Origin of the sequence: Mammaliicoccus sp. C-M13 (assembly GCF_022386845.1) — a bacterium.
In the GTDB taxonomy this organism is placed as follows: Bacteria; Bacillota; Bacilli; order Staphylococcales; family Staphylococcaceae; genus Mammaliicoccus; species Mammaliicoccus lentus.
On sequence record NZ_JAJNHQ010000002.1, the window covers coordinates 179,795 to 200,745 of the forward strand.

Here is a 20,951-nt window from a genome sequence, read left to right on the forward strand (position 1 = left end):
AGAAAAAGACATGCCTGCAGTAACATATGAGCATATTAAAACTTGTAAACAGTCTGGTGCAAGATTGGGAATCGTTCATACACCACATGGTTCATTTGAGACACCAATGTTCATGCCAGTTGGTACAAAAGCAACTGTAAAAACGATGAGTCCTGAAGAACTTAAACAAATGGAAGCGAAAATCATTTTAAGCAATACCTATCATTTGTGGTTACAACCTGGAAGTGATATCATTTCTAAGGTGGGTGGATTACATAAGTTTATGAATTGGGATGGACCAATATTAACTGATTCAGGAGGCTTTCAAGTATTCAGTTTAAGTGATATGAGAAAGATTGAAGAAGAAGGTGTGCATTTTAGACATCATTTAAATGGTTCTAAATTGTTTTTAAGTCCAGAAAAGGCAACGCATATTCAAAACGATCTTGGTTCAGACATTATGATGGCGTTTGATGAGTGTCCTCCTATGCCATCTGAGTATGATTATGTAAAGAAATCAATTGAAAGAACGTCTAGATGGGCTGAGAGATGTCTTGAAGCTCATAAACGTCCTGAAGATCAAGCTCTATTTGGTATAATCCAAGGTGGGGAATACAACGATCTTAGAGAGCAGAGTGCTAAAGATTTAGTTTCACTTGATTTTCCTGGTTATGCGATTGGCGGTTTATCAGTTGGAGAACCGAAACCTGTTATGTACAGAATGGTTGAACATACGACACCGTTAATGCCATTTAATAAACCAAGATATTTAATGGGCGTTGGCTCACCTGATGCATTAATCGAATGCTCAATTAGAGGTATCGATATGTTTGATTGTGTTTTACCAACACGTATAGCTAGAAATGGTACATGTATGACTTCACAAGGTAGAGTAGTGATAAAAAATGCGAAATATCAAACAGATTTATCACCATTAGATCCTGAATGTGATTGTTACACATGTAGAAACTATACTAAAGCTTATTTGCGTCATCTGATTAAAGCAGATGAAACATTTGGAATTCGTCTTACTACATATCATAATTTGTATTTCTTATTAAAATTGATGGAGAATGTTCGCCAAGCAATAAGAGAAGATCGATTACTTGATTTCAAAGATGAATTTTTCGAACAATATGGACTAAATGTAGATAACCCCAAAAACTTTTAAAGGAGTATGATTATGGAAGTATTAGTACAATTATTACCAATTATTTTGATATTTGCACTTGTTTGGTTCTTAATGATTAGACCACAACAAAAAAGAGCAAAAGAGCATCGCGAATTATTAAACCGCTTAGAAGTAGGTCAAAAAGTTACTTCAATTGGTGGAATTAAAGGTACAGTTAGAGCAGTTGACGAATCAATCGTTGTTGTTACTGTAAATGACAAAGGCCAAGAAATTACTTTTGAAAAACCTGCTATCAAACAAGTAGACCCTTCATAAAAAAGTTTACATTTTGATGGAATTAGTTTAATATATTTAACGTTAAAGACATGGTTATCCATGTCTTTTTTTGATACATGTACGTTATGACTATTCAAAAACTGGTAATGTATGCTATAACATATATAGTGAACTAAAAAAAGTAAGAGGTGTTATCGTGAAAAAGCGTAGTAGAATTATAGCCTTTTTACTTCTCTCGGTGTTGATTTTTACTTTAATAGGATCAACCGGTAAAAATATAACGAAGAATGTAAATTTAGGTCTAGACTTACAAGGTGGATTTGAAGTTCTTTATCAAGTCAATCCTTTAGATAAAGGTGACAAAATAGATAAAGACGCTGTTAAATCGACCGCCAAAACTTTGGAATCACGTGTTAACGTATTGGGTGTTTCTGAACCGAAGATTCAAGTTGAGGAAGGCAATAGAATAAGAGTACAATTAGCGGGTATTAAAGATCAAAACGAGGCTCGTGAAGTACTTTCGACTCAAGCTAACTTAACAATTAGAGATGCTAAAGATAATGTACTATTATCAGGTAAAGATTTAGTACAAGGTGGCGCTAAACAAGGTTTTAAAGATAATACAAACGAAGTAGCAGTTACACTTAAATTAAAAGATGCAGAAAAATTTAAAGAAGTAACTGAAAAAGTATCTAAAATGAATCCAAACCTAATGGTTATTTGGATGGATTACGAAAATGGAGATAGCTACGAAAAAGAAGCTAAGAAAGAACAAGAAGGCAAAGAGCCTAAGTATATTTCTGCAGCGACAGTTAGTCAGCCTATCAATTCTGAAAATGTAGAAATATCAGGCGGATTTAAAGGTGAAGAAGGCGTTAAAGAAGCAAAACAAATCGCTGACTTATTAAATTCAGGTTCTTTACCAGTTAAATTAGATGAAGTTTATTCTACTTCAGTAGGTGCTCAGTTTGGTCAAGATGCTTTAGATGAAACGATTTTTGCCTCTACAATTGGTGTAGGTATCGTATTTTTATTCATGTTAATCTACTATAGATTACCTGGTGTTGTTGCTGTTGTTACATTAAGCGCTTATGTTTATTTAACATTATTAGCATTCAACTTTATTTCAGGTGTTCTTACTTTACCTGGTCTAGCTGCTCTGGTGTTAGGTGTAGGTATGGCTGTAGACGCGAATATTATTATGTATGAACGGATAAAAGATGAGTTAAGAATCGGAAGGACATTGAAACAAGCCTTCAAAAAAGGTTCGGGTTCATCATTTGTTACAATACTAGATGCTAACTTAACGACAATATTAGCTGCATTAGTATTATTTGTATTTGGTGAAAGTTCCGTTAAAGGTTTCGCAACAATGTTATTACTATCTATTCTGATGAGTTTTGTAGCATCAGTATTCTTAACAAGATTACTGTTATCAATCTTGATTAACTCAAATTACTTTAACAAAAAGTATACTTGGTTCGGCATATCTAAAAAATCAAGACATGATATTAGCGAAAAATTAGATGTGCATGATTTAAGCACACCTTATGATAAAGTTAATTTTGTTAAACTTGCAAAACCGCTCTTAACATTTAGTATCATAACTATTATTGTTGGTGCGATTATAATATCTATATTTAAATTAAATCTCGGTATCGACTTCACAAGTGGTACAAGAGTTGATTTACAATCTGATAATGCAATAAAAACTGAACAAGTATCTAAACAATTTAAAGATATGGGATTAGAACCTTCTCAAGTTACGACAAGTGGTTCGGGTAATAAAATGGCTACTGTACAGTTTAAAGATGCTTTAGATAAATCGGAGATAAAAAAAGTTAAATCTGATTTTAAAGATACTTTAGGTCATGACCCTAATGTTAGTACAGTATCTCCTGTAGTTGGCCAAGAGCTCGCAGTAAACGCATTGAAAGCTTTAGGCATTGCAGCGCTTGGTATCGTCATTTATGTTACATTTAGATTCGAATGGCGAATGGGAACTACTGCAGTATTAGCACTTCTACACGATGTGTTCATGATTGTAACAGTGTTTAGCTTATTTAGATTAGAAGTAGATATTACATTTATTGCTGCTGTATTAACGATAATCGGTTATTCCATAAACGATACAATCGTTACATTTGATAGGGTTCGTGAAAACTTACGTAAAATCAAAGTTATAAAAGACCCAGAAACAATTGATATGATTGTAAATTCATCTATTAGACAAACGATGACGAGATCAATTAATACAGTGTTAACCGTTGTAATAGTTGTAATTGGACTATTAATCTTTGGATCATCAAGTATATTCAACTTCTCATTAGCATTACTTATAGGACTGATTTCAGGTGTGTTCTCATCTGTGTTCGTGGCAGTTCCGCTATGGGGCATGTTGAAAAAGAAACAACTTAAAAATTCTGATGACGGCAAATTAGTTGTCTACGAAGAGAAAAAATCAAACGACGAAAAAATACTCGTTTAAAATTCATGAGCACTTATCAAAGCTACACTTTATGTGTCTGCTTTGATAAGTGCTTTTTTATGCAGTTGAAGTTTATCAATTCTATGCAAAAAATATTTATTTTGATATGCTTAATTTGTTTAGTAGAGAATCATTAATTTTTCATGTATAATGTTTTGAGTAGAAATGAGGAGATTTGTTATGACTAAAGCACGTTATCAATGGTCTATACCTAGACAAACTATAGAAATAGACAAGCAGATAATTAAAAAATTTAATATTTCCCCGCTATTAGAAAAAGCATTAGTTTCTAAAGGTTATACAACACAAACTGATATCGAACATTTACTTTCTAAAGAAGAACTTTTTCATGATCCTATGTTGTTAAGTGATATGGAGAAAGCTGTTTCAAGAATACATAAAGCTATAGAAAATAGTGAGAAAATATTAGTATATGGTGATTATGATGCTGATGGTGTGACATCAACAACAATTCTCGTAAAAACATTAGAATCACTTGGAGCTCAAGTCGGTTGGTATATTCCGAATAGATTTACAGAAGGATATGGTCCAAGTGAAGGGGCATTTCGAAATGCTCATGATGAAGACGTTACTTTAATCATTACAGTAGACAATGGTGTTCAAGGACATCATGAAATAGATATTGCTAATGAATTAGGGATAGACGTTATCGTAACAGATCATCACGAATTTGGTATTACAAAACCCAATGCATATGCTATCGTCCATCCTATGCACCCTGACTTCGACTATCCATTTGAATATTTAGCAGGTGTAGGGGTTTCTTATAAATTATGTAAAGCACTTAAGGCGGACTTGCCCGATTATTTTCTTGGACTTGTAGCAATCGGTACTATTGCAGATTTAGTGAGTTTAACTGATGAGAATAGATATATGGTCAAGAGAGGTTTAAACATTTTAAATGAAAAACCTTCCCCAGGTATTAAAGCACTATTAGAAGTCGCAGATTACACTGATGAAGTCAGTGAACAAACTGTAGGATTTATAATTGGCCCAAGATTAAATGCGGTTGGTCGTCTGGATGATGCTAGATTAGCATGTGAATTATTGATGTGTGAAGACAGCGATGAAGCGACATTTCTTGCTGAAGAAGTGGATCATTTTAATACGGAAAGAAAAGCAATAGTTGAAACTATTACAGAAGAAGCTCTTGTGCTCGCTCAAGAACAAATTGACACCAACGCACAATTTTTAGTTTTAGCAAAAGAAGATTGGAACGAGGGTGTTCTCGGAATAGTAGCATCAAGAATTGTTGAACAATATCATTTACCAACTATCGTGTTAAATGTGGATATAGAGCAAAATCATGCTAAAGGATCAGCTAGAAGTATTGAACAAGTATCTATGTTTGAATTTCTTCAAAATAACTCTGAACTTATACAAAAGTTTGGTGGTCATCATATGGCAGCAGGTATGACGTTAGATATTGATGCTATAGAATCATTAAAAAAAGCTTTAAATGATGAAATGTATAAGTTAACAGAAGGTAAACCACTATTACCGCAATTAACTGTGGATTCAGAAATTCAAGTATCTGACATTTCAGTTGAAAATATTTTTGACTTAGAGAGATTACGACCTTTTGGAACTGATATTTCTGCACCATTATTTGCAGTGAAAAATGTGCAGGTTAATTCGGTGAAAGGTATTGGACAAAGTGAAAAACATTTAAAACTTACATTAACCGACAAAAATATTGCAGCACTTCATTGGAATTTCGGACATCTTCAACACGACATAACAAATGAAACAACTATTAATATAGCAGGCAGCTTAAATGTAAACGAATGGAATGGACACCAATCTCCACAAATAATCGTAAAAGATTTAGAGTTAGGTAATGAACATACAGTATTCGATTACAGAAGTAAAAATAAACAAGACTTATTGAAAATTAATCAAAAAGACGCTTTGTTTGTAGTTAATTCAACAGAAGAAAAACTAAATGATAGATATGTGTTCTATGGAGAAGGATATGAAAGAAATGTTGAAGCGTGTGTGCTTAGAGATTTACCAAAAGATTTAGATGATTTAAAAACAACTTTAAATCAAGTTAATGCAGATAAATATTATTTAGTTTTTAAAGGTCAATCTAATTCATACTTTGAAGGTTTACCTAATGAACAAAAATTTAAAGAAACATATAAAGCATTACTCAGTAAAGCAGAAACAAATATTCAAACTGAAGGTATGCAACTTTGTCAATTTTTGAAAATTAAACCTGATCAATTAAAATTCATATTAAATTGCTTTTATGAATTAGACTTTATTACAATAAATGATGGTATAATAAAAGTGAATAAAGAAGCGGAAAAGAATAGCATTCAAAGTGCGCCGTTGTATCAAGAGAAGAAAAGACAAATAGAAATTGAAAAGACATTGTTATATAATGATAGTCAATCTTTAATCAAATGGATTCAGTCATTGATAGGCAACGTTGAGGAGGAAGTTTAATGGATTTAAAACAATATGTTTCAGAAGTACAAGATTGGCCAAAAGAAGGGGTTAATTTTAAAGATATTACAACAATTATGGACAATGGGGAAGCATATAAATATGCAACTGACCAAATTGTAAGTTATGCTAAAAACAAACAAGTAGATGTAGTAGTTGGACCTGAAGCAAGAGGATTCATTATAGGGTGCCCTGTGTCTTATGCTATGGGAATTGGTTTTGCACCTGTTCGTAAAGAAGGTAAATTACCTCGTGAAGTTATTCGTTATGAATATGATTTAGAATATGGCTCTAACGTTTTAACAATGCATAGAGACGCAATTAAACCTGGTCAACGTGTGCTTATTACTGATGATTTATTAGCAACAGGCGGTACAATAGAAGCTGCTATCCATTTGGTGGAATCACTAGGTGGTATTGTAGTAGGTATTGCTTTCTTAATAGAATTGAAATATTTACACGGAATAGATAAACTAAAAGGATACGATGTTGTATCTTTAATTTCATATGATGAATAGTATGTAAATACTAAAATAAAATAGTCACTTTTGTGACTATTTTATTTTTAGATTAAATATAATAATTATATGTGGCATATTACTTATATTAATTGCTATAATAGTAATATTAAAGAGAAATTTGTGATGAGGTGGTGTCCCTATGAATAAAGAATATCCTTATAGTGCTGATGATGTTTTATATAAAGCTAAAAGCTACTTATCCGAAGAAGCTTACAAATTAGTTGAAAAAAGTTACGATTTAGCTTTTAAAGCACATCAAGGCCAAATTAGAAAAAATAATTTACCTTATATTATGCATCCAATACAAGTTGCAGGTATTTTGACTGAAATGAAGTTAGATGGCCCAACAATTGTTGCTGGATTTTTACATGATGTAATTGAGGATACACCTTATACTTACGATGATTTGGTTGAAATGTTTAATGAAGAAGTTGCAATTATAGTAGATGGTGTGACAAAACTTAAAAAAGTAAAATATAAATCAAAAGAAACGCAACAAGCTGAAAACCATCGTAAACTATTTATAGCAATCGCTAAGGACGTAAGAGTTATACTTGTGAAATTAGCAGATAGGCTTCATAACGTCAGAACTTTAAAAGCCATGCCAAAAGAAAAACAAAAAAGAATAGCAAAAGAAACATTAGAAATATACGCACCTTTAGCTCATAGATTAGGTATTAATACGATTAAATGGGAACTGGAGGATATTTCTTTAAGATATATAGATAGCGTTCAATATTTCAGAATAGTTAATCTTATGAAGAAAAAAAGAAGTGAACGTGAAACATATATTGCTAATGCTGTTAAAGATATTGAATCAGAAATGGAAGTTATGGATATTTCTGGCGACATAAGCGGACGACCTAAACATATATATAGCATCTATAGAAAAATGGTTAAACAGAAAAAGCAATTTGAACAAATATTTGATTTATTAGCTATTAGAGTCATAGTGCCATCTATTAAAGATTGTTATGCTGTATTGGGCTTAGTGCACACACTTTGGAAACCTATGCCTGGCAGATTTAAAGACTATATAGCTATGCCAAAACAAAATATGTATCAATCATTGCATACAACGGTAGTTGGACCAAATGGCGATCCTTTAGAAATTCAAATCAGAACTTATGAGATGCATGAAATAGCTGAACACGGTGTTGCTGCTCATTGGGCTTATAAAGAAGGTAAAAACTTAAGCAATAAATCTGAAGAATATTTACAAAAAATGAGTTGGTTACAAGAGATAGCTGAAACAGATAACACATCTCCAGACGCTGAAGAATTTATGGAATCATTAAAATATGATTTACAAAGTGATAAAGTTTACGTCTTTACGCCAGAAAGTGATGTTGTAGAACTTCCTTATGGTGCTGTACCAATAGACTTTGCTTACTCTGTCCACAGTGAAGTGGGGAATAAGATGATAGGAGCAAAAGTAAACGGTAAAATCGTGCCGATTGATTATAAATTATCTACTGGAGATATAGTTGAAATTAGAACGAGTAAACATTCATATGGACCGAGTCGAGATTGGTTGAAAATTGTGCGTTCTTCAAGTGCTAAAAGCAAAATTCGCAGTTTCTTTAAGAAACAAGATAGATCTGCAAACATTGAAAAAGGCAAGTTTATGATTGAAGCTGAAATTAAAGAACAAGGTTTCAACGTAGATGAAGTATTAACTTCTGAGAATATCAAAAATGTAAATGAGAAATATAATTTTTCGAACGAAGATGATTTATATGCAGCAGTAGGATTTGGAGGCATCACCGCGTTACAAGCTGTTAATAGATTATCTGAAAAAATTAGAATAGAACGTAAAAAACAGTCATTAAACCAAGTTCAAGAAGTCAGTAAGTCTATGCCGATTAAAAATGATATACGTACTGAAACAGGTGTCTATGTAGAAGGCTTGGACAATATGCTAATCAAATTATCGAAGTGCTGTAACCCTATCCCTGGTGATGATATCATCGGTTACATTACAAAAGGACACGGGGTAAAAGTACATAGAAAAGATTGCCCTAATATTATTAATGAAACCGAAAGATTAATCGATGTAGAATGGGTTAAAAATACAAATGAACAAAAAAGTTACCAAGTTGATCTGGAAATTACAGGATACGATCGAAATGGCTTGTTAAATGAAGTCTTGCAAGTTGTAAATTCAATTAAAGTACAATTAGTAAAAGTTTCAGGTAAAGCTGATATAGATAAAAATGCTGTTATAAACATAAGTGTTATGGTTAAAAACGTTAATGACGTTTATCGAATTGTTGATAAAATAAAACAATTAGGCGATATCTATACAGTTACCCGTGTATGGAATTAAGAGGTGATATTTTGAAAGTTGTTTTACAAAAAGTAAGTCAAGCTAAAGTGACATCTGAAAATATTCAAAATGAAATTAAACAAGGTTTTTTATTGCTAGTAGGAGTTGGTGAAGAGTCAACGTATAAAGATGCTGACGCCATTGCTAAAAAAATCGCCAAAACTCGAATTTTTGAAGATGACCAAGGTAAAATGAATTTAGATATACATCAAGTTGATGGGGAAATACTATCTATTTCACAATTCACAATATATGCTTCAGTAAAAAAAGGAAATAGACCTGGGTTTACGAATGCTAAAGAACCAACCGAAGCTAACAATATATATAGATATTTTAATGAACAATTAGCTTCTTATGGTATACCTGTCAAAAGTGGTGAATTTGGTGCACATATGGATATATCACTTGTTAATGATGGTCCAATAACGATTATTTTCGAAAGCAAGGATGGTATTATTCAATGAACCGAATAAGCTTATGGTTTAAAAAAAAGAAACTAAAGCCAATACCGATTATTATCGTGGGATTAATATTATTAGCATTAATTATTATTATTATTAATCTCTTAACACAAGAAGATGAAGAACCTAAGTCACTTTCTATGATAGAAGATGGTGAACTGAGAACCGGTCCAGCTGCATTTTATCCAATTATATTTGATGTTAAAGATGGAGATAAGTTTGAAATCATAGATAGAGAAGGTAAATGGTTTGAAGTCATTAATAGTGACAATGAAAAGGGTTGGATTGCTGGTTGGCATACAAATTTAGATATTAAAGAAGATGTGGATCCAGTCCAAAAACCATTAAAGGGTAAAACCATTGTACTTGATCCAGGGCACGGTGGAAGTGATCAAGGCGCGGCAAGCTCCAAACACAAAGACGTAACAGAAAAAGTAATGACGTTAAAAACTGCTAAAGAATTGGAAAAAATGTTAAAAGATGAAGGTGCTAAAGTAAAATTAACACGTTCAAAAGATGAGTACGTTAAATTAAAAGATAGACAAGCTGATGGAGATGTATTCATAAGCATACATAATGACGCACTTGAATCTTCTAATCCACATGGTTTAACAGTTTATTATCATCATGAAAGTCATAAAGATTTCGCAAAAACTTTACACACTTCAATCAATCAAAAGTCTATCTTGTCTGATAGAGGGGTAAGAAATGAAAACTTCCAAGTTATTAGACAAGCTAAGTCACCTGCTGTATTATTAGAACTTGGATATATAAGCAACCCAACTGATGAAAACTTAATCGTTGATCGCAAATACAGACACATAGTTGAAACTGGTATTGTAGATGGTTTGAAAGTTTACTTTTCAAATTAAATGTTGACTGAAATTAAGTATGGGGTTACTATTAATATAAATTACTAAATATAAACTTACCGTTTATTCTTGAATAGTATACACTTTAGGCTGAACACAGAGATTATAACATGTGCTGAAAGTTATAAAGATGCCACGTATACTTTTGAACACAAGAAGAGGGAATCTTATGAAAGTAAGATCGATTGACATCCGTTACAATGTTGTTAAGTGAGTATTCTTTTTTAGAGAATACTAATTAGGGTGGCAACACGGAATCTTCGTCCCTTGTATGTTTATTAAGCATACAAGGGACTTTTTTAATTTTAAGGAGGAAATTAAATGATAAATATACCACGTGGCACACAAGATATTTTGCCGAAAGATAGTTATAAATGGCAGTATATTGAAAATAAATTACACGAACTGATGAAAATTTATAATTATAAAGAAATTAGAACACCTATATTTGAAAGCACGGATTTATTTAGTAGAGGTGTTGGAGATTCAACTGATGTCGTACAGAAAGAAATGTACACATTTAAAGATAAAGGTGATAGAAGTCTCACATTGAGACCTGAGGGTACTGCTAGTGTAGTGAGAAGTTTCATAGAAAATAAAATGCAAGGTAATGCGAATCAGCCTGTAAAATTATATTATACTGGTCCTATGTTTAGATACGAAAGAAAACAAAAAGGACGTTATCGTCAATTCGTTCAATTTGGAGTAGAAGCAATTGGATCAGAAAATCCTGCAATCGATGTTGAAATTATTGCAATGCTTGTACACATTTATCAGTCATTCGGTTTGAAAAACTTAAAACTAGTTATTAACAGTATTGGTGATGCTGAATCAAGAGCAGATTATTCTAAAGCATTACAAGAACATTTTGAGCCAGTCATTGATACATTTTGTCAAGATTGTCAAAACAGACTTTATACAAATCCAATGCGCATTCTAGATTGTAAAGTTGATCGAGATAAAGAAGCTGTAAAAAATGCGCCGAAAATTACTGAATACTTGAATGATTATTCAAAAAGTTATTTCGAAGAAGTTAAAACACTATTAGATGAAATTGGTATTGAATATGAAATTGATAGCAATTTAGTACGTGGTTTAGATTATTATACGCACACTGCATTTGAAGTAATGAGCAATGCAGAAGGATTCGGAGCTATTACAACTCTATGTGGCGGTGGACGTTATAATGGATTATTAGAATTATTAGATGGTCCAAAAGAAACAGGTATAGGATTTGCTTTAAGTATTGAAAGACTATTGCTCGCTCTAGAGGCGGAAGGCATTGAAATAGAACAAGAAGACTCTATAGATTTATTTATCGCTACTATGGGAGAACAAGCTGATCATTATTCAGTAGAATTACTTAATAAACTAAGATTAGCAGGTATTAGTTGTGACAAAGATTACTTAAGTAGAAAATTAAAAGGCCAAATGAAACAAGCTGACAGATTAAATGCAACTTATACAATTGTTATTGGTGAAGATGAATTACAAAAAGAGCAAGTAGAAGTTAAAAATATGAAAACTGGCGAAAGTGAACCAGTAGCATTTTCAGAATTAGAGAATTATTTAAAGGTGGAATCATAATGGATAAAAGAACAACTTATTGTGGAAGTGTAACAGAAGAATATATTGGACAGACAGTAACTTTAAACGGATGGGTACAAAAAAGACGTGACCTTGGCGGACTTATTTTTATAGATTTACGTGATCGTGAAGGCGTAGTACAAATTGTTTTTAACCCAGATTTTTCAGAAGAAGCTTTAAAAATTGCTGATAAAGTTCGTTCTGAATATGTTATACAAGTTAAAGGTCAAGTAACTAAAAGAGATGAAAAATCAGTTAATGATAAAATTAAAACTGGTAAAGTAGAAGTGCAAGTTTCAAGTATAGAAATATTAAATGAATCTGAAACACCACCGTTCTCAATTACAGATGTAAATGATATAGATGAAAATGTTCGTCTTAAATATAGATATATAGATTTACGTAGAGAAAGTTTAGCTCAAACATTTAAAATGAGACATCAAATTACACGCTCTGTTAGAAACTACTTAGATGAAGGAGATTTCTTTGAGGTTGAAACACCTGTTTTAACGAAATCAACACCAGAAGGGGCTAGAGACTACTTAGTTCCATCACGTGTCCATGATGGTGAATTTTATGCATTACCTCAATCACCACAAATTTTTAAACAGTTATTAATGATAGGCGGTTTTGATAAGTATTATCAAATCGTTAAATGTTTCAGAGATGAAGATTTAAGAGCTGATAGACAGCCTGAGTTTACTCAAATAGATATCGAAATGAGTTTCGTTGATCAAGAAGATGTTATGACAATGAACGAAGGTTTAATGAAACGTATTATGAAAGACGTTAAAGGAATCGATATTACGACACCATTCCCTCGTATGACTTACGCTGAAGCAATGGAGAGATATGGTATTGATAAACCAGATACACGTTTCGGTATGGAATTAATAAATTTATCACAATTAGCTTCACAAATGGAATTCAAAGTATTTAAAGGTGCTGTTGAAAACGGTGGGGAAGTTAAAGCGATAGTTGTTGAAAATGGAGCAGACGACTATTCAAGAAAAGATATTGATCAATTACAATCATTTGCAAGTATATACGGAGCTAAAGGTTTAGCTTGGGTTAAAGTAACTGATGAAGGATTAAACGGTCCAATTAGCAAATTCTTTAATGAATCACACACAGAAGAATTATTAAAGGAAACAGAAGCAAAATCTGGTGATTTAATTCTATTTGTTGCAGATAAAAAAGATGTTGTTGCAGCTAGTTTAGCTCAATTAAGAAATAAACTTGGTAAAGAACGTGGCTTAATAGATCCTAATCAATATAACTTCTTATGGGTTACAGATTGGCCATTATTTGAATATGATGAAGATACTAACCGTTATGTTGCTGCCCATCATCCATTCACTGCTCCTAAAAAAGAACACGAAGATATGTTAGAAACAGATCCTACAAATGTTGAAGCAAATGCTTATGACATTGTATTAAATGGATTTGAATTAGGTGGGGGTTCAATCAGAATCCACAAATCTGACTTACAAGAAAAAATGTTTAAAGCTTTAGGATTTACAGATGAGGAAGCTCAAGAACAATTCGGTTTCTTAATAGAAGCGTTTAAATATGGAGCACCTCCACATGGTGGAATTGCTTTAGGGTTGGATAGACTTGTTATGTTATTGGCTGGTAGAACTAATTTACGCGATACAATTGCTTTCCCTAAAACAGCAAGCGCATCTTGTTTATTAACTGACGCACCAAGCAAAGTATCAAATAGTCAATTACAAGAATTACATTTACAATTAGATTTAGACGAAGAATAACAAAAGTATAAATACTTGTTATTTAAAAGAATTATGATAAAATAAATTTATAAGGTAGACATCTGAAGTGTTCGTGATACGCTTTATGTATTTTGACCTAACACTTTCGATCAAGGGAGCCTAATGGGTTTTCTTAATAGCGCATACGCCTCTTAAGGAGGACATGCAAAATAAGAAACAGGGCACCCACCTGTATTTAGCAGGCCAAAATGATCTAGCACGCAATATTACGGCACAATTGGATTCTATCGGTACGCAAGACTCTATGTCTTGCGTATTTTTGTGTAAAGGAGTTAAAAATATGACTAAACATCAATTCTCAAGAAATGAGTTAGCGATTGGTAAAGAAGGATTAGATTTACTTAAAAGCAAAACAGTTGTTGTACTAGGAGTAGGCGGCGTTGGTTCTTTTGCTGCTGAAGCACTAGCAAGAACGAATATAGGACATATAATTTTAATCGATAAAGATGATGTAGATATTACAAATGTGAATAGACAATTACATGCACTTACTACAACAATTGGACAATCTAAAGTTGATTTAATGGAAGAACGCATTAGATTAATCAACCCAGATTGCAAAGTCACTTCATTACATATGTTTTATACAGAAGAAACATACGAAGCATTATTTAATGAATACGATATAGATTATTTTTTAGATGCTAGTGATACAATTATGTACAAAATACATCTTATGAAAGAATGTTTAGAAAGAAACATCAATGTGATTTCAAGTATGGGGGCTGCAAATAAAACAGACCCTACTAGATTTGAAATTGCTGATATTTCAAAAACACATACTGATCCAATGGCAAAAATTATTCGTCTTAAACTTAGAAAAATGGGAATTCATAAAGGAATAAATGTAGTATTTAGTGATGAAAGTCCTATTGTAATAAGAGAAGATGTTAATGAAGTCGTCGGAGATAAAAATGCTAAAGTTAGAAAAGCACAAATGCCACCATCTTCAAATGCTTTTGTACCAAGTACAGTAGGATTGATTTGTGCAAGTTATGTAGTGAATGACATACTAAAAGATATTCATGTTAAGAGAGTTAAAGATAAGTAAAAACAACAGGCTGAGACATTTATATGTCCCAGCCTGTTTTTATTATATAAGCACGTGTAGCTTATTGTTTATAATGAATAAGAGAATAATGGATTCTCTAACGTACAAGAAATATAAGACAAGCTCGTTACATTCTCTAACGAGCTAGAGATTGTAAACAAGCCCATTAAATCTATATTTTCTACGTTTGTGTAAAGTGCTGACACCTATCTTTATATTCTAGATGATTTTATTATATATTAGTTTTTGTTTTTTAAATTTTTGTAGACTTCTGCAAATTGTTGTTCTGCTTTGGACGTTAATTTTGGTTGGTAGTATTGTTTATGCTTTAATGTATCAGGTAAATATTGTTGTTTTACATAACTATTTTCATAGTTATGAGGATATTTATAGCCTATTGCGTTACCTAATTCTTTAGCACCTTGATAGTGTCCATCTTTTAAATGTTTTGGCACAAGACCTGCTTTACCATTTTTAATATCTGATAATGCTGAATCTATTGAGGTAATAGCTGAGTTAGATTTAGGAGAGAGGCACAGCTCTATAACTGCCTGACTTAATGGAATACGTGCTTCGGGAAATCCTAATCGTTCACTTGCTTCAATTGCTGATAATGTTCTTGCTGCAGCGCCTGGTGAAGCTAAACCAATATCTTCATAGCTAATAACTAATAAACGCCTAGCTATGGTAGGTAAGTCTCCAGCTTCTATAAGTCGTGCTAAGTAATGTAGTGCAGCATCTACATCACTACCTCTAATAGATTTTTGGAATGCGCTCATGACATCGTAGTGTTGATCACCATCTTTGTCATGTTGAAAAGCGCTTTTTTGTATACATGTTTTTGCGTCTTCAACCGTAACGTGTCGAGTATCATTTTCGATATCTGCGCTTAATACAGCTAGTTCTAATGCATTCAAAGCGCTCCTTACATCACCATAACTAGCTTGTGCGAAATAAGCGATTGCTTCTTCATCTACTTCAGGTTGATATGATAATAATCCATTTTCTTCATCGTTTAATGCACGATTTAAAGCTTCTATAATGTTTTCCTCTTCTAGCGGATATAATTCGAAAATTTGAGCTCTACTTCTAATCGCTGGGTTAATAGCATGATATGGATTTGAAGTGGTTGCACCAATTAAAACTATTTTGCCCGATTCTAAGTGAGGTAATAAAAAGTCTTGCTTCGCTTTATCTAATCTGTGAATCTCATCTAACAGTAATATAACTTGTCCAGAAATTTTAGCTTCTTCTACGACAAGTTGCATATCTTTTTTCGTGTTTGTAACAGCGTTAAGCTGTCTAAACTTATATTGTGTACTACCTGCAATAGCTTGTGCAATGCTTGTTTTTCCTATTCCTGGGGGCCCATAAAAAATCATAGACGTTAATCTTTTAGTTTCTACCATTCGTCTAATAATGGCTTTAGGTCCAACTAAATGATCTTGACTAATGACATCATCTATCGTTTTTGGACGCATTCTATATGCTAACGGTTCGTTTTTCATCTGTGATCAACCTTTCTAATTACTCAAACTGTCAAAAAAATGATAAAATAAGTTAAACAATACTTTTTAAAGAAAACAAGAGGTGTAGTACATGAAAATTTCAACTAAGGGACGATATGGCTTAACACTAATGATATCGTTGACCAAGCGTTATGGTCAAGGATGTACATCATTGAAGTCTATCGCCGAAGAAAATAATTTAAGTGATTTATATTTAGAACAATTGGTAGGGCCATTAAGAAATGCTGGTCTTATTAAAAGTGTCAGAGGTGCAAAAGGGGGATATGAATTACAAAAATCACCATCTGAAATCACTGCTGGGGATGTTATAAGGTTATTAGAAGGACCAATTACACCAGTCGAAGGAATAGAAGATGAACCTCCAGCTCAACAACAGTTATGGATAAGAATACGTGACGCTGTTAAAGAAGTGCTGGATAATACGACTTTAGAATATTTAGCGAACTATACAAACCAAGATGAATTAGAAGGTTATATGTTCTATATTTAAAAATAATTGAGATTGAACGCTCGCGTTCAATCTCTTTTTTTATGCCTAAGTGTACGATTTCAGTGCCCAACTGTAAAAAACTGCTATAAAAGTTAACAGTTGGGTATAAATAATATCAAAGTAGGGTATTTTTATCCTAGAATATTAATTTCATATTAAAATAATTGTACATTACAACAAAGGAGTGTTTTAAATGAATAGATTAAAAATATTTATGTTGGCCTTAGTCTCCGTTATTATGGTTGGTCTAGTTAGTGCACCATTAGAAGCAAATGCACATAATGAACCAAAACAACCAAGGGTCATATTACCTAAGAATGACCGCACGCAAATAACAGACACGACTTCTGGACATTACCAATCTGTTGCATTTGCTGATATAGGCGGTACGTCTATAGCATCTGGGGTTGTAGTAGGTAAAAATACAATTTTAACAAATAAACATGTAGTAGACTTTACGAATGGTGATGCATCTCAATTGAAATTCTCACCAGGAGCAAATGGCGAAGGAAATTACCCGTTTGGTACTTTCACAGCTACTGATTACACAACTGCGCCAGATGGAGAAGATTTAGCTGTAGTCCATGTTGGTAAGAATAGTAAAGGACAGTCTATTGGTGATGTAGTTCAACCTTCAAGTCCAGTAGATACATCATCTGTGAAAAAAGGTGATCCAATTACAGTTACAGGTTATCCTGGTGACAAGCCATTAGCTACTTTATGGGAAAGTAAAGGTAATGTATTATCCGCTTCAGGCAGTAGCATTACATATGATTTAAGCACATACGGTGGTAACTCAGGTTCACCTATATTTAACGCTAATAAAGAATTGATTGGTATTCATTATGGTGGCGTTACAGGTGAACATAACAGTGGAGTCCTATTCAATTCAAGTGTACAAGAATATATTAATAATAATTTAAAATAGAACATAAACACACAGTCCGAGACATTTTTAAATGTCTCGGACTGTGTGTTTTTATATCTAATTTACTCACTGTATATTTCGTCTACTACTTTTTTGAATGATTCAAACGATTTATACTGTTTATCTAAATCATAAATATAACTAACTGCCATAATTTCATCTACATTATATTTTTCTTGGAATGCTAAAAATTGTTTTTTAACTGTTTCTTCACTACCTATAAATGAAGTGTTTGTTTTATCTTGTGCCATATATTTTTCTTGAGGTGACCAAATGTTTTCTAATTGATCTGTTGGTGGTTGTAATGGTAAACGTGAATTTCTAACAATACCTAAGAACATTAAATGCATAGTGGATGATAAATATGTTGCTTCTTCATCTGTTTCTCCTATTATGACATTTAAACATACTGTCACACGTGGTTTATCTAAATACTCAGATGGTTCGAATAAATCACGATAAATTTCTATAGCTTGTGCCATTTGTTGTGGTGCAAAATGAGCTGCAAACACATAAGGTAGACCAAGGCGAGCTGCTAAGTGTGCAGAATCTGTTGATGAACCTAACACGTATATAGGGATATTTGTATCTACACCAGGGTAAGGTCTTACATATGATTGATTTTCTTCAGGACCGAAATATTTTAATAATTGTTTAATGTCATCTCCGAATGTATATACACCTTTATGTGAATCACGTCTTAGTGCAGAAGCAGTCATCATATCAGTGCCGGGAGCGCGACCAAGTCCTAAATTAAGACGGTTTGGAAACATAGTAGCCATTGTACCAAATTGTTCTGCTACGACTAGTGGAGCGTGGTTAGGAAGCATGATACCACCTGAACCTACCATGATTGAATCTGTATGTTCTAAAGTATGTTGTATTAATAAAGCAGTTGCAGAACTTACTAAATTAGGTGCATTATGATGTTCAGCTATCCAATAACGTTCGTAACCTAATTTTTCTACATGTTGTGCAAGTTGTACCATATTTTGAATCGCTTCTTGCTCTGATTCTCCTTTTCTTAAAGGAACAAGATTCAAAGCAGAAATTGGGAAATGTGATTGCATGTTTAATTCTCCTTACTTATTTATATAATCGAAGTATAACAATAGTAAAGAAGGCGCTCTATGAAATTGCTCATTAAAAGTTGACTAATGTAAAACTTCTCGTTATACTATATGAAAATTTAGCGAAAGGTGGCATCAATATTAGACATGGACATCCAATAATTTTTACGCACTTAATTTGATTACGTAAAAATACCATTGTATTACACAATGATGATTGGATAAATATGTCTAAATATTGTAAGCCACCATTACTGAGAATAGTGTAATGGTGCGTCCTTGTATGTGTAATACATGGGTCGGGAGGCAACATTATGCTATTTTTATTTGAAGAAAAACCATTAGAAATTGAGAATAAACAGCTTATAAAACGTTTGTCATTTCATATCGAAGACCATGAGCATTTAGCCATTATCGGCGTTAATGGTGTTGGTAAATCTACGCTATTACATCATATTCATAAAAATGAATTGATTGATACAGCCATGATGGAACAAGATTTAAGTAAATATGATGATATTGATGTTATGGATTATGTCATGTCTGCATATCCAAAGTTAGTTGAATTGAGAAAAGATTTATCTGACATTGATTCTTTAAATAGTTATATAGAATTAGACGGATATAACGTTGAAAATAACATTATTATTGAAGGAAATAAATTAGGATTATCATCAACACATTTTGAGCAAAAGATAGGCACTTTAAGTGGTGGTGAGCAAACTAAAGTCTCATTTTTAAAAGTTATTTTATCAGATGCACCATTATTATTAATAGACGAACCAACTAACCATATGGATAAAGAGATGAAAGTGTGGCTAATAAAAGCTTTTAAATCAGAACAAAGAGCTATTCTATTCGTTTCGCATGATAGAGAGTTTTTAAATGTAACACCAGATGCTATTTTAGAACTCACAAAAGATGGTGCAACTCGATATTCAGGTCATTATGATGATTATAAAAATCAAATAGATATTGAAATTGAAACAGAAAAATTAAAATATGAAAAAGAACAGAAAGAACAAAAAGCAATAGAAGAAAGTATTAAGAAATACAAAGAATGGTATCAAAGAGCTGCTCAGAAAGCTTCTGTTCGAAGTCCATATGCTCAAAAACAATTAAGTAAATTAGCTAAAAGATTTAAATCAAAAGAACATCAGTTAAATCGTAAATTAGAAGAATCAAAATCTGATAATCCGTTAGAAGAAAATAAATCCTTTTCTATAGAAAATAATGAATTTAAATCACATTATTTAGTAAGATTCGAAAATGTTTCATTTTCATATAAGAGTCGTGAAATTTTTAAAGACACTTATTTTGAAATAAAGAGAAATCAAACTGTAATTATAGAAGGTAAAAATGGGTCCGGTAAATCTACATTGATACAATTAATTTTAGGTAACTTATTACCAATGAGTGGAGCTGTCAAAAAGCACCCAGACTTAGACATAGGATACTTCTCGCAAGATTTTCAAAATTTAAACCCAAATAACTCGGTATTAGAAGAAGTTATGGATATTGAGAATATGACGATAACAGACGCGAGGACTATTTTAGCGAGTTTTTATTTTGATAAGAGCAGGATGAATGATAAAGTTCGTCAGTTATCAATGGGAGAAAAATGCAGGTTACAATTTGTAAAATTATATTTTTCTAACCCACACATCTTAATTTTAGATGAACCAACTAATTATTTTGATATTGGTATGCAAGAGAAAATCATACAATTAATCCAAAGTTTTAATGGTGCAGTAATTATTGTGTCGCATGATGAAATTTTTAAAGATGAAATAAGAGACCAAGTTTGGAAGATTGAAAACTGTAAGCTCATTCATGAAAATGTATCTATTAATACACCTATTGATGCTGAATCGATGAAGGATGAGTTAAAAATATTAGAGCAATATACAGATGAAAGAAATAAAGAAACAGACTTCTAGTCAATTTTATAAAATGGTGCTAGAATAGTG

Annotated in this window: 16 protein-coding genes and 1 other RNA gene; 15 read left to right on the plus strand and 2 right to left on the minus strand. The window is 32.4% G+C overall.

Annotation, left to right across the window (positions count from 1 at the left end; translation table 11 throughout):
* Positions 1–10 precede the first annotated feature (10 nt).
* The 12 genes from tgt (at position 11) to LQ615_RS02615 (ending at position 14,964) form a co-directional block, all read left to right on the plus strand.
* The gene (gene tgt / locus LQ615_RS02560; protein WP_016999268.1) at positions 11–1,150 is read left to right on the plus strand and encodes a tRNA guanosine(34) transglycosylase Tgt; all 1,140 of its coding nucleotides are present in this window, start codon (positions 11–13) and stop codon (positions 1,148–1,150) included.
* A gap of 12 nt (positions 1,151–1,162) precedes the next feature.
* The gene (gene yajC / locus LQ615_RS02565; RefSeq protein WP_016999267.1) at positions 1,163–1,426 is read left to right on the plus strand and encodes a preprotein translocase subunit YajC; all 264 of its coding nucleotides are present in this window, start codon (positions 1,163–1,165) and stop codon (positions 1,424–1,426) included.
* Between the two features lie 157 nt (positions 1,427–1,583).
* Positions 1,584–3,875, plus strand: a complete 2,292-nt coding sequence (secDF, locus tag LQ615_RS02570; RefSeq protein ID WP_016999266.1) for a protein translocase subunit SecDF — start codon at positions 1,584–1,586, stop codon at positions 3,873–3,875.
* Between the two features lie 180 nt (positions 3,876–4,055).
* Positions 4,056–6,350, plus strand: a complete 2,295-nt coding sequence (gene recJ, locus LQ615_RS02575; protein WP_064211067.1) for a single-stranded-DNA-specific exonuclease RecJ — start codon at positions 4,056–4,058, stop codon at positions 6,348–6,350.
* Entirely contained in the window at positions 6,350–6,868 is a 519-nt protein-coding gene (locus LQ615_RS02580) for an adenine phosphoribosyltransferase (protein WP_064204324.1), read from the plus strand. The genes recJ and LQ615_RS02580 overlap by 1 nt, the downstream gene beginning before the upstream one ends.
* A gap of 142 nt (positions 6,869–7,010) precedes the next feature.
* Complete coding sequence (locus LQ615_RS02585) at positions 7,011–9,200, plus strand: RelA/SpoT family protein (protein WP_064211066.1); 2,190 nt, start codon at positions 7,011–7,013, stop codon at positions 9,198–9,200.
* 11 nt (positions 9,201–9,211) lie between these two features.
* Positions 9,212–9,664, plus strand: a complete 453-nt coding sequence (dtd, locus tag LQ615_RS02590) for a D-aminoacyl-tRNA deacylase (RefSeq protein ID WP_026023630.1) — start codon at positions 9,212–9,214, stop codon at positions 9,662–9,664.
* The gene (locus LQ615_RS02595) at positions 9,661–10,533 is read left to right on the plus strand and encodes an N-acetylmuramoyl-L-alanine amidase family protein (protein WP_070044715.1); all 873 of its coding nucleotides are present in this window, start codon (positions 9,661–9,663) and stop codon (positions 10,531–10,533) included. The genes dtd and LQ615_RS02595 overlap by 4 nt, the downstream gene beginning before the upstream one ends.
* Positions 10,534–10,854: 321 nt before the next feature.
* On the plus strand, positions 10,855–12,120 hold the full coding sequence (gene hisS / locus LQ615_RS02600) for a histidine--tRNA ligase (RefSeq protein WP_016999261.1): 1,266 nt from the start codon (positions 10,855–10,857) through the stop codon (positions 12,118–12,120).
* On the plus strand, positions 12,120–13,892 hold the full coding sequence (gene aspS / locus LQ615_RS02605; protein ID WP_239703688.1) for an aspartate--tRNA ligase: 1,773 nt from the start codon (positions 12,120–12,122) through the stop codon (positions 13,890–13,892). The genes hisS and aspS overlap by 1 nt, the downstream gene beginning before the upstream one ends.
* A gap of 56 nt (positions 13,893–13,948) precedes the next feature.
* Positions 13,949–14,141, plus strand: a non-coding RNA gene (gene ssrS, locus LQ615_RS02610) — 6S RNA.
* A gap of 52 nt (positions 14,142–14,193) precedes the next feature.
* The gene (locus LQ615_RS02615) at positions 14,194–14,964 is read left to right on the plus strand and encodes a tRNA threonylcarbamoyladenosine dehydratase (protein WP_016999259.1); all 771 of its coding nucleotides are present in this window, start codon (positions 14,194–14,196) and stop codon (positions 14,962–14,964) included.
* Between the two features lie 239 nt (positions 14,965–15,203).
* On the opposite strand, the gene LQ615_RS02620 is transcribed toward LQ615_RS02615, so the two are convergent.
* Positions 15,204–16,472: a replication-associated recombination protein A gene (locus tag LQ615_RS02620; RefSeq protein ID WP_239703687.1), complete on the minus strand. Its 1,269-nt coding sequence runs from the start codon at positions 16,470–16,472 to the stop codon at positions 15,204–15,206.
* A 91-nt stretch (positions 16,473–16,563) separates the two neighbouring features.
* On the opposite strand from LQ615_RS02620, the gene cymR reads away from it, so the two are divergent.
* Both cymR and LQ615_RS02630 read left to right on the plus strand, forming a co-directional pair.
* Positions 16,564–16,983 carry a cysteine metabolism transcriptional regulator CymR gene (gene cymR, locus LQ615_RS02625; protein ID WP_016999257.1) on the plus strand — a complete coding sequence of 140 codons (420 nt, stop codon included), beginning with the start codon at positions 16,564–16,566 and terminating at the stop codon, positions 16,981–16,983.
* Between the two features lie 193 nt (positions 16,984–17,176).
* Positions 17,177–17,911: a trypsin-like serine peptidase gene (locus tag LQ615_RS02630; protein WP_016999256.1), complete on the plus strand. Its 735-nt coding sequence runs from the start codon at positions 17,177–17,179 to the stop codon at positions 17,909–17,911.
* A gap of 62 nt (positions 17,912–17,973) precedes the next feature.
* On the opposite strand, the gene LQ615_RS02635 is transcribed toward LQ615_RS02630, so the two are convergent.
* Positions 17,974–18,981 (minus strand): LLM class flavin-dependent oxidoreductase, encoded by a 1,008-nt coding sequence (locus LQ615_RS02635; protein ID WP_239703686.1) that lies wholly within the window; start codon positions 18,979–18,981, stop codon positions 17,974–17,976.
* 314 nt (positions 18,982–19,295) lie between these two features.
* On the opposite strand from LQ615_RS02635, the gene sal(B) reads away from it, so the two are divergent.
* On the plus strand, positions 19,296–20,921 hold the full coding sequence (gene sal(B) / locus LQ615_RS02640; protein WP_239703685.1) for an ABC-F type ribosomal protection protein Sal(B): 1,626 nt from the start codon (positions 19,296–19,298) through the stop codon (positions 20,919–20,921).
* Positions 20,922–20,951 lie beyond the last annotated feature (30 nt).

Excerpts from the sequence above, each read along its gene's own strand:
- tgt (WP_016999268.1), top strand. The coding sequence starts at position 11 with ATGCCTGCAGTAACATATGAGCATATTAAAACTTGTAAACAGTCTGGT.
- yajC (WP_016999267.1), top strand. The coding sequence starts at position 1,163 with ATGGAAGTATTAGTACAATTATTACCAATTATTTTGATATTTGCACTT.
- recJ (WP_064211067.1), top strand. The coding sequence starts at position 4,056 with ATGACTAAAGCACGTTATCAATGGTCTATACCTAGACAAACTATAGAA.
- LQ615_RS02580 (WP_064204324.1), top strand. The coding sequence starts at position 6,350 with ATGGATTTAAAACAATATGTTTCAGAAGTACAAGATTGGCCAAAAGAA.
- LQ615_RS02585 (WP_064211066.1), top strand. The coding sequence starts at position 7,011 with ATGAATAAAGAATATCCTTATAGTGCTGATGATGTTTTATATAAAGCT.
- LQ615_RS02595 (WP_070044715.1), top strand. The coding sequence starts at position 9,661 with ATGAACCGAATAAGCTTATGGTTTAAAAAAAAGAAACTAAAGCCAATA.
- hisS (WP_016999261.1), top strand. The coding sequence starts at position 10,855 with ATGATAAATATACCACGTGGCACACAAGATATTTTGCCGAAAGATAGT.
- aspS (WP_239703688.1), top strand. The coding sequence starts at position 12,120 with ATGGATAAAAGAACAACTTATTGTGGAAGTGTAACAGAAGAATATATT.
- LQ615_RS02615 (WP_016999259.1), top strand. The coding sequence starts at position 14,194 with ATGACTAAACATCAATTCTCAAGAAATGAGTTAGCGATTGGTAAAGAA.
- LQ615_RS02620 (WP_239703687.1), bottom strand. The coding sequence starts at position 16,472 with ATGAAAAACGAACCGTTAGCATATAGAATGCGTCCAAAAACGATAGAT.
- cymR (WP_016999257.1), top strand. The coding sequence starts at position 16,564 with ATGAAAATTTCAACTAAGGGACGATATGGCTTAACACTAATGATATCG.
- LQ615_RS02630 (WP_016999256.1), top strand. The coding sequence starts at position 17,177 with ATGAATAGATTAAAAATATTTATGTTGGCCTTAGTCTCCGTTATTATG.
- LQ615_RS02635 (WP_239703686.1), bottom strand. The coding sequence starts at position 18,981 with ATGCAATCACATTTCCCAATTTCTGCTTTGAATCTTGTTCCTTTAAGA.